The organism is Flavonifractor sp. An52, from assembly GCF_002159385.1.
Classification (GTDB): domain Bacteria; phylum Bacillota; class Clostridia; order Oscillospirales; family Oscillospiraceae; genus Flavonifractor; species Flavonifractor avicola.
Genome location: NZ_NFIB01000017.1, coordinates 19787 through 33377 on the forward strand (window position 1 = coordinate 19787; position 13591 = coordinate 33377).

13 protein-coding genes are annotated in these 13591 nt (G+C 58.9%); 11 read left to right on the forward strand and 2 right to left on the reverse strand.

What is annotated here, in order from left to right; genetic code table 11:
• The first annotated feature begins 18 nt into the window (after positions 1 to 18).
• From B5G06_RS08190 to groL, 4 genes are all read left to right on the forward strand, one after another.
• Complete coding sequence (locus B5G06_RS08190) at positions 19 to 966, forward strand: diacylglycerol/lipid kinase family protein (protein ID WP_242955405.1); 948 nt, start codon at positions 19 to 21, stop codon at positions 964 to 966.
• 42 nt (positions 967 to 1008) lie between these two features.
• On the forward strand, positions 1009 to 1278 hold the full coding sequence (locus B5G06_RS08195) for a hypothetical protein (protein WP_087188592.1): 270 nt from the start codon (positions 1009 to 1011) through the stop codon (positions 1276 to 1278).
• 202 nt (positions 1279 to 1480) lie between these two features.
• Complete coding sequence (locus B5G06_RS08200; RefSeq protein ID WP_087188593.1) at positions 1481 to 1765, forward strand: co-chaperone GroES; 285 nt, start codon at positions 1481 to 1483, stop codon at positions 1763 to 1765.
• Between the two features lie 215 nt (positions 1766 to 1980).
• A complete protein-coding gene (gene groL, locus B5G06_RS08205) occupies positions 1981 to 3606 on the forward strand; it encodes a chaperonin GroEL (RefSeq protein WP_087188594.1) in 1626 nt (541 codons plus the stop codon).
• 278 nt (positions 3607 to 3884) lie between these two features.
• Here the strand turns inward: groL and B5G06_RS08210 are convergent, their stop codons facing one another.
• A complete protein-coding gene (locus B5G06_RS08210) occupies positions 3885 to 4358 on the reverse strand; it encodes a M56 family metallopeptidase (protein WP_087188595.1) in 474 nt (157 codons plus the stop codon).
• A complete protein-coding gene (locus B5G06_RS08215; RefSeq protein ID WP_087188596.1) occupies positions 4355 to 4732 on the reverse strand; it encodes a BlaI/MecI/CopY family transcriptional regulator in 378 nt (125 codons plus the stop codon). The genes B5G06_RS08210 and B5G06_RS08215 overlap by 4 nt, the downstream gene beginning before the upstream one ends.
• Positions 4733 to 4960: 228 nt before the next feature.
• On the opposite strand from B5G06_RS08215, the gene B5G06_RS08220 reads away from it, so the two are divergent.
• The 7 genes from B5G06_RS08220 (at position 4961) to xylA (ending at position 13575) form a co-directional block, all read left to right on the forward strand.
• A complete protein-coding gene (locus B5G06_RS08220) occupies positions 4961 to 6088 on the forward strand; it encodes an ROK family transcriptional regulator (protein WP_087188597.1) in 1128 nt (375 codons plus the stop codon).
• A gap of 228 nt (positions 6089 to 6316) precedes the next feature.
• Positions 6317 to 7312 carry a sugar phosphate isomerase/epimerase family protein gene (locus tag B5G06_RS08225; protein ID WP_087188598.1) on the forward strand — a complete coding sequence of 332 codons (996 nt, stop codon included), beginning with the start codon at positions 6317 to 6319 and terminating at the stop codon, positions 7310 to 7312.
• 20 nt (positions 7313 to 7332) lie between these two features.
• Entirely contained in the window at positions 7333 to 8475 is a 1143-nt protein-coding gene (locus tag B5G06_RS08230) for a Gfo/Idh/MocA family protein (protein ID WP_087188599.1), read from the forward strand.
• Between the two features lie 64 nt (positions 8476 to 8539).
• The gene (locus B5G06_RS08235) at positions 8540 to 9637 is read left to right on the forward strand and encodes a substrate-binding domain-containing protein (protein WP_158094676.1); all 1098 of its coding nucleotides are present in this window, start codon (positions 8540 to 8542) and stop codon (positions 9635 to 9637) included.
• 76 nt (positions 9638 to 9713) lie between these two features.
• The gene (locus B5G06_RS08240) at positions 9714 to 11225 is read left to right on the forward strand and encodes a sugar ABC transporter ATP-binding protein (RefSeq protein WP_087188601.1); all 1512 of its coding nucleotides are present in this window, start codon (positions 9714 to 9716) and stop codon (positions 11223 to 11225) included.
• Positions 11226 to 11229: 4 nt separating this feature from the next.
• Entirely contained in the window at positions 11230 to 12237 is a 1008-nt protein-coding gene (locus B5G06_RS08245; RefSeq protein WP_087188602.1) for an ABC transporter permease, read from the forward strand.
• A gap of 27 nt (positions 12238 to 12264) precedes the next feature.
• Complete coding sequence (gene xylA, locus B5G06_RS08250; RefSeq protein WP_087188603.1) at positions 12265 to 13575, forward strand: xylose isomerase; 1311 nt, start codon at positions 12265 to 12267, stop codon at positions 13573 to 13575.
• Positions 13576 to 13591 lie beyond the last annotated feature (16 nt).

Genomic DNA, 13591 nt, shown 5'->3' on the forward strand with positions numbered 1-13591 from the left:
AGAGAGAGGAGGGTGCCTGTGCGGCACCTGTTCATAATGAACCCCCATGCGGGGAAGTTTGACCGCAGCCAGGAGATGCTGGAGAAGATACGCCACATTATGGCCGGCCGCCGGGAGGAATGGTCGGCGGTGCGGACAGAGGGACCGGGCCACGCCGTATCGCTGGTAGAGGAAGCCGCCCGTCAGGGGGACGAGCTGCGGGTGTATGCCTGCGGCGGAGACGGTACCCTCAATGAGGTGGTCAACGGAGCCGCGGGACAGGCCCATGTGGCGGTGACCCACTGCCCCATGGGTTCGGGCAATGACTTTCTGCGCATATTCGGCCAGGATGCCGCCCGGTTCTGGCAGCTGGAGCAGCTGCTGGATGGGCCGCAGACCGCCATGGACCTGATTGAATGCAACGGGCGATACTCCCTGAATGTGTGTTCGGTAGGGTTTGACGCCCGCATTGGGTTTGGGGCCGCCGATTTTAAAAAGCTGCCCCTGGTCAGCGGCACGGCGGCCTATCAGATGTCCGCCCTGCGCACCATCATCCGGGGGATTCACCTGCCCTATCAGGTGTCAATCGATGGCGAACCTATGCCCGGCGACCGGTTCACCCTGTTGTGCGCCTGCAATGGCCGGTACTACGGCGGCGGTTTCAATCCAAGTCCCACGGCTATGCCCGACGACGGGATGCTGGACTTCATCGTGATCCCGGCAGTGTCCCGTTTTACGGTCCTGGCACTCATCAAAAAATTTGCCCGGGGGGAGATCGGGGACATCCCGCAGGCCATTCTGCGCCGGGGCCGGACTATGAATGTGCGGTGCGACCGGCTCACCGCGGTCAATGTGGACGGCGAACTGGTGGAGGGGACCGACCTGTCCATCCGACTGTCCGAGCAGAAGGTGCAGTTTTTCTATCCCGCCGGGGCCACATGGCAGGGGGCGCGAGCTTGTAAAGAGAAAGCGTGTATGGTAAAATAGAGATGTACAAATATAGGCCTATCCGTTCAAAAGGAGGATATTATGTACAGAATCGTCAAGTGGACCATGATTATTTTGAGCGCCCTCTATCTTCCCTGCGTCCTTCTGGTCCCATTTTTGACTGCCCTGCGTACGAGTCTGCTGGCGTGGCTGCTCTATGCGATTTTTGTGGCGGTCACTGTCTTTGTGTGCGCCATCAACAGCAAAGCCTGCCGCACGGTGGGGCAGGGCATGGACCTGGACGAAAAGAATAAGGAGATCAGGATTACCCAGGAATTGGAGCGTTCCAAGCATTACTGGAGTCAGATGTGAGAGTGTGGATTAGCACTCCTGCTGTGAGTTTGTGAACAAAACTTGAATTTTTCCAAAACCGACCCCCTTTTTTCAAAAAAGGGGGTTGATTTTTTGCGCGGAGAGAGGTATTATCATACACGTGGTTAGCACTCGCGCAAAATGAGTGCTAACATATTGGATTGGTTAATAAGAAAATGAATCATATAAGGAGGAACCTATTATGAAACTCAAGCCTCTCGCCGACCGTGTGGTCATCAAGCTGGTCGAGGCCGAAGAAAAGACCAAGAGCGGCATCATCCTGACTGGTTCTGCCAAGGAGAAGCCCGAAGTGGCTCAGGTCATCGAGGTGGGCCCCGGCGGCCTGGTGGACGGCAAGGAAGTCACCATGACCGTGAAGGTGGGCGACAAGGTCATCACCAGCAAGTATGCCGGTACTGAGGTGAAGATCGACGGCGAGGAGTACACCATCGTTCGTCAGTCCGATATCCTGGCTATCGTGGAGTAAAGAACGTCCAGGGGGGATTGCATCCCCCCTAGATACGAAACCGCCGCGCCGCAGGCGGCACAGCGGTTTCGATACCCCCCTCGCCTTTGTACACAAAGGCGGTTGCCCGCCGGTGGCGGAGCAAGCATAGGTGTCCTGCGCAGGCGCGTGTCCTGCTCCGGACAAATTTTGATTTTAATTCCGCTCAGGCGGAATTTGCATGGAGGTAATTCATTATGGCTAAGATCATTTGCTACGGTGAGGAAGCCCGTCACGCTCTGGAGCGCGGCGTCAATCAGCTGGCCGATACCGTTAAGATCACCATGGGCCCCAAGGGCCGCAACGTGGTGCTGGACAAGAAGTTCGGCGCTCCCCTGATCACCAACGACGGTGTGACCATCGCTAAGGAGATCGAGCTGGACGATCCCTTTGAGAACATGGGCGCTCAGCTGGTGAAGGAAGTTTCCACCAAGACCAACGACGTGGCCGGCGACGGCACCACCACCGCCACCCTGCTGGCCCAGGCCATCATCCGTGAGGGCCTGAAGAACCTGGCCGCCGGTGCCAACCCCATGGTCATGAAGAAGGGCATCGCCAAGGCTACCGCCACCGCCGTGGAGGCCATCAAGGCCAACTCCAAGAAGGTCAATGGCTCCGACGACATTGCCCGCGTGGGCACCGTGTCTTCCGGCGACGAGACCGTGGGCAAGCTGATTGCCGAGGCCATGGAGAAGGTTTCCAACGACGGCGTTATCACCGTTGAGGAGTCCAAGACCGCTGAGACCTACAGCGAGGTCGTGGAAGGTATGCAGTTCGACCGCGGCTATATCACCCCCTATATGGTCACCGACACCGAGAAGATGGAGGCCGTTCTGGACGACGCCCTCATCCTCATCACCGATAAGAAGATCTCCAACATTCAGGAGCTGCTGCCCATCCTGGAGCAGGTGGTGCAGTCCGGCAAGAAGCTGCTGGTCATCGCCGAGGACGTGGAGGGCGAGGCTCTGTCCACCCTCATCGTCAACAAGCTGCGCGGCACCCTGAACGTGGTGTGCGTCAAGGCCCCCGGCTTCGGCGACCGCCGCAAGGAGATGCTGGAGGATATCGCCGTTCTGACTGGCGGTACCGTCATCACTGCCGACATGGGCTATGAGCTGAAGGAAGCCACCATGGATATGCTGGGCAAGGCCCGCCAGGTGAAGGTCTCCAAGGAGAACACCATCATCGTGGACGGCGCCGGCTCCTCCGAGGCCATCAAGAACCGCACCAACCAGATCCGCAGCCAGATTGAGACCACCACTTCCGACTATGACCGTGAGAAGCTCCAGGAGCGTCTGGCCAAGATGGCCGGCGGCGTGGCCATCATCCGCGTGGGCGCTGCCACCGAGGTGGAGATGAAGGAGAAGAAGCTCCGCATCGAGGACGCTCTGAACGCCACCCGCGCCGCTGTTGAGGAAGGCATTGTGGCCGGCGGCGGCACCGCTTATGTGAACGCTGTCTCCGCTGTGGAGAAGCTGCTGAATGAGACCGAGGGCGACGAGAAGACCGGTGTCCGCATCATCGCCAAGGCTCTGACCGAGCCCATGCGCCAGATCGCCACCAACGCCGGCATCGACGGCTCCGTGGTGCTGGAGAACGTGAAGAAGGCCGACAAGACCGGCTATGGCTTCGACGCCTACAACGAGACCTATGTGGACATGATCTCCGCCGGTATTGTGGATCCCACCAAGGTGACCCGTTCCGCTCTGGAGAACGCTGCTTCCATCGCTGCCACTCTGCTGACCACTGAGTCTCTGGTGGCCGATAAGAAGGAGCCCGCTCCCGCTGCTCCCGCTGCCCCCGACATGGGCGGTATGTACTAATCCAACGCCAAACATTGGGGCCCCCGGAACATTGTTCCGGGGGCCCTTTCTTGTCGGACACCAGTACAAGCGTTTTGCCGGAGGCAAAACCTTGATGCCGGGCGGATTCATTCCGCCCCAGCAGATAAAATGGGGGTCCCCGCGGAATTGCGGATTCCGTGGGGAGGGCCGACAAGAAGGAGGCCGCTCCCGCTGCTCCCGCTGCCCCCGACATGGGCGGTATGTACTAATCCAACGCCAAACGTTTGGGCCCCCGGAACATTGTTCCGGGGGCCCTTTTATGTTTGGGATCGGTCCGGCTGGAGCGGTCCGCCGCTGGTGATGGCTGCCCAGGTTCTGCCGTCGCCGGTGACAAAGACACAGGACAGCGTGTCCTCCTGACCGCCATCATAATACATACTGACTGTAAGTAGAGTCCCTACGTCCAGAGCAGCACCACTGGGTATGGCAGCCTGTTGTGCAAGGTCTGCCGCAGCAGGTGGGGCAGTGGTCTGTGCCTGGGACAGCTGGGGTACTTGGGCTGATCCCTGCCCAAGTACGGTTGCCATCCCTTGCCCCGCCGAGGCAGGAACAAAGTTTTGCAGGGAAAAGGCACTCTCCACGCTGCCTGGAATCAGCAGTCGGGCGGCAGGCAGCAGCCACAGGGCGTAGAGGATCACAGGGGAGATGCGCCTGCGGAAGAGTGCGCGCAGGAGCAGTAGCACGGCGATGAGTAAAGTCCCCTGTACGGTCATTTGCAGCAGCTGCGTCATGAGCCTTCCCTGCCTTTCCGCAAAAGCGTGATCAGCTCTTCTACCTCTGCGCTGTCCAGCGCCTCCGAGCTCACCAGGGACTGGGCCAGCAGGGCCACGTCCCCACCGTATACCCGGTCCAAAATCTGCCGGGTCTCCTCCTGTACCGCTGCTTTCTTCTGAATCAGTGGCCGGTAGAGCTTTACCGGCTTGGCCTCTTCACAGGAGATGGCCCCTTTCTTCTCCATACGCTTCAGGAAGGCGGCTACCGCCGGCTTGCTCCAGTTCTGGGCCGCAACACCGTCACAGATCTCCCGAAAGGTAGCGGTCCCTCGTTTCCAGATCTCCTGCATGATGAGCCACTCGCTGTGAGAAAGAGATACACTGCGTTCCATACCACACCCCCATTAACTATTTGTCTAATAAGACTATAGCGCATCTCGAACGGGAAGTCAAGAAGATATTAACTAAATAGTTAATAGAGCCGGCGGCTGGGGAAAGCAGGAGGAGGTGTCCTTTCCTTCACAAGCTGAAAAATTCTTTCAGGTGCCCCTTGCATTTTAGACCAGAATATGATAGGTTGATAGTAATAGAAAATACTTTTATAAAAGAAGGGGTGGCGTATGCAAAAAGCGTTGACGTCTGCGGCCCTGAAACAAACCAATCGGCGAAGAATCTATCAATATATTTATCAAAATGGGGAGCCGGTGACCAAGCAGGAGATTGCCGGGGCCCTGGGGCTGAGTTTGCCTACGGTATCCGGTAATCTGAACGATTTTCTGGAGGAGGGCCTGCTGTCCTATTCCGGTACCCAGGCCTCCACAGGCGGGCGGAAGCCCAGAACCATCTCCCTGGTGGCGGACGCACGGTTTTCCGTGGGCATCTCCATTATGGATGACGCGGTGCGGCTGGTGGCCATCAACATCCGGGCTCAGGAGTTGGGATACCAAAAGATCTATAAGAAATTCAATCATGGTCCCCGCTACTATCAGGAGGTGGCCCAGCTGCTGGAGCACTTCCTGGACGCGCTGGGGCTGGATCGAAAAAGGCTGCTGGGCGTGGGGATCACCGTTCCGGGCATTGTGGATGCCGAGCGGGAGCGGCTGGTGTTTGCCCCCACGCTGGAACTGCGGGATATCCCTCTGGCTGAAATCACAGGGGCCTTTTCCTATGCAGTTCGTGTAGAAAACGACGCCAATGCCAGCGGATATGCGGAGAGCTGGGCAAGAAGCGAGAGCAGAAATTTGATTTATCTCTCTCTGGAGCGCGGCGTGGGCGGCGCCATCCTGATGGGGAACAAGCCCTATGTCGGGGACAACGGCCGCAGCGGCGAATTCGGCCATATCTGCATTGTGCCTGACGGCAGACCCTGCCGGTGCGGCAAGCGGGGCTGCCTGGAAGCCTACTGCTCCACATCCCGGCTCAGCGATGATCTGGGCATTACCCTGGAGGAGTTTTTCTCCATGCTGAAGTGCGGCAACTACCAGATTGCCCTGACCTGGGAGCAATATCGCCATCACCTGACCGACGGCCTGGCCATCATTCGGATGGGCATGGACTGTGATATTGTGTTGGGCGGAATGCTGGCGGCCTATCTGGAGGACCAGCTGGATCTGATCCGGCAGGAGGTATGCCAAAAGACCCTCTTTGACGAGGATGGCGCATTTCTGACTTTGGACCGGTTCAAATCTCACAGCGCCTGTGTGGGCACGGCCCTGCACGATGTGAACCGCTTCTTGGATTCCTTTTAATGAAATAAGAAAAAAGGGACGCCCGGCAGCAGTGCTGCCGGGCGTCCCTTTTTGGCAAATGGCACATAGCACTTTATACAATCTTTTCGGCAATTGGGAGAAATGTCAAAAAGGGGATTGACTTTTCATATTTGAGAGTGTAATCTAATGGCAAGAACTTTAGTAAATCTATTTTATAAAACGGATTTACGATAGCGTAACGGTGATAAGGAAAAGGAGGAACCAGCTATGGGCAAGCGACCTGTTACTCTGTGTACCTGTCAGTGGGCGGACCTGCCTCTGGACGAATTATGTGCGCTGGCGGAGAAGATGGGCTATGACGGCCTGGAGATCGCCTGCTGGGGCAGCAATCTGGATCTGGACCGGGCCCTGGAAGACGAGAGCTACATCCCCTGGGTGCAGGAGACCCTGAAGAAGCACAACCTGATCTGCAAGGCCCTGGCTACCCACATCATCGGCCAGTGTGTGGGCGACGCGCCCGATCCCCGGCTGAATAACTTTGCGCCCGCCGCTCTGGCCGATCAGCCCGACGCCATCCGCCAGTGGGGCATCGATACCATGAAGAAGGCCGCCGTGGTGGCCAACAAGATGGGTATCAAGATCATCACCGGCTTTACCGGCTCCCCCATCTGGCGCTACCTCTACTCCTTCCCCCAGACCACCGAGGAGATGATCGAGGACGGCTACAACAAGATCGTGGAGCTGTGGACCCCCATCCTCAACGAGTTCAAGAAGAACGATGTGAAGTTTGCGCTGGAGGTCCATCCCGGTGAGATCGCTTTTGACTACTACTCCACCAAGCGCCTGCTGGAGAAGTTCTCCGACCGGCTGGAGTTCGGCATCAACTTCGATCCCAGCCACCTGATCTGGCAGGGCATCAAGCCCCACCTGTTCCTGTCCGACTTCCGGGACCGCATCTACCACGTCCACATGAAGGACGCCGCCGTCACTCTGGACGGCCGCAGCGGTCTGCTGGGCTCCCATATCGACTTCGGTGATCTGCGCCGGGGCTGGAACTTCCGCTCCCTGGGCCACGGCGACGTGAACTTCGAGGAGATTATCCGGGTGCTCAACGACATGGGCTACGACGGTCCCCTGTCGGTGGAGTGGGAGGACAGCGGTATGGACCGCATCGACGGCGCCACCGAGGCCGCCGCCTTTGTCCGCAAGGTGGACTTCAAGAAGTCTGATATCAAGTTTGACGACGCCATCTCCAATGGCTGAGGAAAGGCAGGTCTGAAAGCATGGCAAAAGAACTGAGATACGGTATGGTGGGCGGCAGCGTGTACGCCTTCATCGGCGAGGTGCATCGCAAGGCCATCGCCTTTGATCCCCGGGCGGAGTTGGTGTGCGGCTGCTTCTCCAACATCCCGTCGGAGAACGAGGATACTGCCAAGGCCTACGGCATCGATCCCGGCCGGATGTATGCCGACTACAAGGAGATGGCAAAGGCGGAGGCCGCCCGGGAGGACGGCATCGACTTCGTCTCCATCTGCACCCCCAACTTCCTCCACTATGAGATCGCCAAGGAGTTCCTGCTGGCGGGCATCAACGTGGTGTGTGAGAAGCCCCTGTGCTTCGAGGTGGCTCAGGCGGAGGAGCTGGAGGCCCTGGCCAAGGAGAAGGATCTGCTCTTTGCCGTGACCTATACCTATCCCGGCTACACCATGAGCCGGGTTATGAAGGACATGATCGCCGCCGGCAAGATCGGCAAGATCGCCGCCGTCAACGCCGAGTATGTGCAGGACTGGCTCATCAACGAGCTGGAGCCCCAGGAGGGAGCCAAGGAGAACCTGTCCGTCTGGCGGAAGGACCCCAAATTCTCCGGCATTTCCAACTGCGTGGGCGACATCGGTACCCACATCGAGGCCTATGTGAACTACGTCACCGGTCTGAAGATCAAGCGCCTGGCCGCCACCACCAATAAGTACGGCCACGCTCTGGACCTGAACGCCAACATCCTGGTGGAGTACGACAACGGCGTCAACGGCGCCTACTGGTGCTCCCAGATCGCTGCCGGCCACTACAACGGCCTGGTGGTCCGGGTCTTCGGCGACCAGGGTGCTCTGGAGTGGCGTCAGGAGCAGCCCGACTATCTGTATTACACCCCCAAGGGTCAGGCCATGCAGGTACTTACCCGGGGCGGCAACGGCATCGACCAGCCCGCCGGCGGCTACAGCCGTCTGCCTGTGGGCCATCCCGAGGGCCTGTATGTGGCCTTCGCCAACATCTACCGGGACTATGTCACCGCCCTCATCGAAAAGAAGGCGGGCCGGCCTTACTCCACCGACTCCATTACCATGGTGGACGCCGGTGTGGACGGCGTGAAGTTTGTCCACGCAGTGGTGGAGAGCGCCGAGAAGGACGCCGCCTGGGTGGAGCTGTAACCAACATAGGGCATTTTTTGCAGCAGAAGCTGCGGAAAATAAATTGACAAGGAGGACAATGAACATGAAAAAGTATCTTGCGCTCATTCTTGCCATCGTCATGTCCCTGAGCCTGGTCGCCTGCGGCGGCGGCGGTTCCGGCGGCAGCAGCGAGACCCCCAGCGGCGGCGGTGAGACCCAGACCGGCGGCCAGACCGCTTCCGGCGGCGACATCTACGTCCTGGTTCCCAACGCCGACCACGGCTGGACCGGCGCTGTGCTGACCTACGCGCAGCAGAAGGCTGAGGAAGTCAACGCCGAGGGCAACTACAATGTGATCGTACAGGCCGCTACCGACGCCAAGAACCAGCAGGAGCAGATCGACGACCTTCTGGCCGCCGCTACCCCCCCTGCCGGCATCGTGATCCTGCCCTATGACAACACCATGGAATCCTCCATGAACAACATCGCCGCCACCGACATCCCCTTCATCATGGTGGACCGCATCATCGACAACCCCGTGGTGCAGGAGAAGGTAGTTGCCAACGTGAAGGGCGATAACGAGGGTATCGGCAAGGCCACCGCCGAGCGCTTCATCGCCGACGGCCTGCAGCCCGGCGACAAGCTGTATGTCATGATCGGCGACACCTCCTCCGTGCCCGAGATGCGCAACAAGGGCTTCACCGAGACCCTGGCTGCCAACGGCTGGACCGAGGAGCAGCTGGCCACCATCGAGTACTCCGCCGCCACCGGCTGGAGCCGTTCCACCGGCAAGCAGCTGTTCATCGACTGGATCAACAGCAAGACCGTTGAGGAGCTGGGCGAGTATCACTACATCTTCACCCACGACGACGAGATCGGCATGGGCATCCTGGAAGCTCTGAGCGGCACCGAGATCGAGCAGGCCAAGAAGGACGCTTTCCTGGAGGCCATCAACTCCATCGGCTCCTCCTCCGGCCTGGGCGAGATGTACGAGGTCCTGTCCGGCACCCACGCCAACACCGCCTATCCCGACATCGTGGCCAACTTCGACCTGTTCTCCGTTACCTATCCTCCCAAGATGATCCAGAATGCCGTGGATGACATGATCAGCCATCTCAACGGCGAGACCGTGGAAAAGGATCATACCATCACCGTCGACGTAGTCGACTCCACCAACGTGGCCGATTACGAGGGCTTCTAAACCAGACCGAGCGGCGGTCCCCGCGGGCGCTGTGCCGCCTGTGGGGACCGCCGTTCCTTAAAGAGGGTGCCTGACCATGAAAATATTACAGATGACCGATATTACCAAACGCTTCTTCGGCGTCACCGTGCTGGATAAGGTCAGCTTCGACGTGGAGGAGGGGGAGGTACACGCACTGCTGGGCGAAAACGGCGCCGGCAAGTCCACCCTGATGAACATCCTGGGCGGCGTCCACCAGCGGGACGGAGGCACCGTGGAGTTCTGCGGGAAGCAGATGGATTCCATCACAGTCAAATCGGCGGACGAGGCAGGGATCGCCTTCGTCCACCAGGAACTGAACGTCATCAACGACCTGACCGTCTACGAGAATCTGTTTTTGAACAAGGAGATTTTGGGCAGGTTCCGTCACCTGAATAAAAGAGAGATGATCCGCCAGTCCCAGGAACTGTTCAACCGGCTGGGCGTGGACATCAACCCCACCGATATGGTGGGCAGCCTGGACACCAGCCGCAAGCAGCTGCTGGAGATCGCCAAGGCCCTCCACGCCGAGGCTAAGCTGTTTATCCTGGATGAGCCTACCACGGCTCTGAACACCGAGGAGATCGAACATCTCTTCGGCATCGTGCGCCGGCTGAAAGGGGAGGGAAGATCCTTTATCTTCATTTCCCACAAGATGCCGGAGATTTTTGAGATCGCCGACCGCTATACCATCCTGCGCAACGGCTCCTTCATCTCCTCCGGACGCATCGCCGACATCACGCCGGAGGAAGTGACCCGGCAGATGGTGGGTGAGGGCTATGTAAACCAGGAGGTTTATGAGGCCCGCAAGCTGGGTGAACCCATCCTGGAGCTGGAAGGACTGACCGGCAAGGGCTTCCACGACGTGACCCTGTCCGTCCACAAAGGCGAAGTGCTGGGCTTTACCGGCCTGAAAGGCGCCGGCAGCAGCGAATTGATGCAGGCTGTCTTTGGAGCCATTCCCTTTACTGCCGGCAAGCTGAAGGTATGGGGCAAGCCGGTAGCCTCCGGTACCATCCATAAGGCCATGAAGGACAAGGTGGCTATGCTGGCCGCCAATCGGAAGGAAAACTCCGTCATTCCTGATATGACGCTTCTAGAGAATACATATTGCGCTGAGCACACCCTCAGCGGCCGTCATCCCCATATCCATGTGAAGCGGGAGGTGGCCAGGTACAACAAGCTCAAGCAGATGCTCAACATCAAGGCGGAGAGCCATGAGGACCTGATCGTCAGCCTCTCCGGCGGCAATCAGCAGAAGGTGATCCTGGCCCGGTGGCTCAACACCGAGGCGGAGATCCTGCTGCTGGACAATCCCACCCAGGGCATCGATGTGGGCGCCAAGACCGAGATCTACAAGCTGATCCAGGAACTGGCCAAGGCGGGCAAAACCGTCATCGTCAATACCCTGGAGATCCCGGAGATCCAAAAGGTGGCCGACCGCTGCGTGGTGTTCTACCACGGCGGCGTGCAAGCCGTGCTGGAGCGCAGCGAGATCACTGAGGAGCGGGTCATGCTCCTGGCTACCAACGCATCCGCCATCCGTGCGGAGCAGGGACAAGAGGTGTGAGACCATGAAAGAGAAGAATAAAGCGGCCACTCTGGTCAAAAGTATCTGGCACAAATATAACTTCATCCTGATCTTCCTGGCCATCCTGGTGGTATTCCTCATCATCAACCACGGCGCCACCACCATGACTACCCTGATGAATATTCCCCGTCACTCCACGGTGATTGGCATCATTGCCCTGGGTATGGGCCTGATCATCCTGACCGGCGACATCGATCTGTCGGTGGGCTCCCAGCTGGCGCTGGTGGGCGGCCTCACCGTCATGGTGTTCAATAACACCAACAACATCGCCCTTTCCTTCCTGTTCGCCGTCTTTATGGGCGTGATTCTGGGTCTCATCAACGGCGTGCTCATCGGTCTGGTGAAGATGCCCGCCTTTATCGTCACGCTGGCCACCATGCTGATGTACCGCTCCATCGCTCAGACGGTGATGAACAGCAACAACTGGACCATCTATCAGCTGGACGCCGGTCTGTCCCAGTGGCAGCCTCTGTGGGTCATCGGCAATCAGTCGGTGTTCCAGATCCCCATTCTGGTGCTCATCCTGGTGGTGGTAGTGGCCATTATGACCTACCTGTCCACCAGCACCAAGTTTGGCAAGCGGGTATACGCTCTGGGCAGTAACGAGCGGGCCGCGCAGCTCTCCGGTATCAATGTAAGCATGACCCGGGTGCTGGTCTTTGTCATTGCTGGTGTGCTGATGGGCATCGCATCCTTCCTCTATGTGGCTAACGTGGGCTCCGTAGACCCGGCCACCAGCGGCAAGAACTATGAGCTGTACTCCATCGCCGGCGTGGTCATCGGCGGCATCAGCATGAGCGGCGGCAGAGGCCGTATCCTGGGCGTGGTGTTTGGTTCCATGTCCTTCACCATCATCGACAAGATCATCACCGCTCTGGGCCTCAACCCGCTGATCAACGACACCATTAAGGGCGCCATCCTGCTGCTGGCCATCGCCGTGCAGATGCTGCCCGCTATCACACAGAAGCTGCGCAAGGCGCGCACGGTATAATCAAAATGAAAAAGGGAGGGTATCGCCATGAAAACCTATGAGGAGATCGACAAAATTGCCTATGAGGGGCCGGACAGCAACGAGCCCTTTGCTTTCAAATACTACAACCCGGACGAGGTGCTGGCGGGCAAGCCCATGCGGGAGCACCTGAAGTTCGCCATGAGCTACTGGCATACCATCTGTGCCGAGGGTGTGGATATGTTCGGCAGCGGCACCATGGATAAGAGTTTCGGCCAGAGCGATCCTATGGCCAAGTTCCGGGCCAAAGCAGACTTTGCCTTCGGACTGATGGATAAGCTGGACCTGGATTACTACTGCTTCCACGATGTGGACGTGGCTCCCGAGGGCGCCACCGTCAAGGAGAGCATTGAGAACTTCAAGGTCATGGTGGGCTACCTGAAAGAGCTCCAGGAGAAGCACAACAAAAAGTGTCTGTGGGTCACCGCCAACAACTTCGGCGACAAGAAGTTCATGGCGGGCGCCGCCACCTCCTGCTGTGCCGACGTGTATGCCGTGGCCGCTGCCAAGGTGAAAGCCTGTATCGACGCCGCCATCGAGCTGGGGGCCACCGGCTATGTGTTCTGGGGTGGCCGTGAAGGCTATGAGACCCTGCTCAACACCGACATGGGGCTGGAGCTGGATAATCTGGCCCGCTTCCTCACCATGGCCCGGGACTATGGCCGTGCCCACGGTTTTACGGGCGACTTCTACATCGAGCCCAAGCCCAAGGAGCCCACCAAGCATCAGTACGACTTCGATGTGGCTACCTGCATGAACTTCCTGCGGAAGTACGGCCTCACCGGCGACTTCAAGATGAACATTGAAGCCAACCACGCCACCCTGGCGGGCCACACCTTCCAGCATGAGCTGCGCACCGCCATTGTCAACGATTCCTTTGGCTCCATCGACGCCAACCAGGGCGACCTGTTCCTGGGCTGGGATACCGACCAGTTCCCCACCGACGTGTACAACACCACTTACTGCATGATGGAGGTGCTGAAGGCAGGCGGCTTTACTAACGGCGGCCTGAACTTCGACGCCAAGACCCGCCGTCCCTCCAACACCCTGGAGGACATCCTGCTGGCCTACATCGCCGGTATGGACTCCTTCGCCCTGGGCCTGCGGAAGGCTCTGGCCCTCCAGGCCGACGGTCGGCTGGACCAGTTCGTGGAGGACCGGTATGCCAGCTACCGCAGCGGCGTGGGCAAGACCATCGTGGACGGCACCGCCACCCTGGAGTCCCTGTCTGACTACGCCATGGGCCTGGAGAAGATCGACGTGCCCAGCGGCCGGCAGGAGTATCTGGAGACCATTGTCAACAACGTCATGTTCCGCTGAGCGCTTGTGCGCGGAG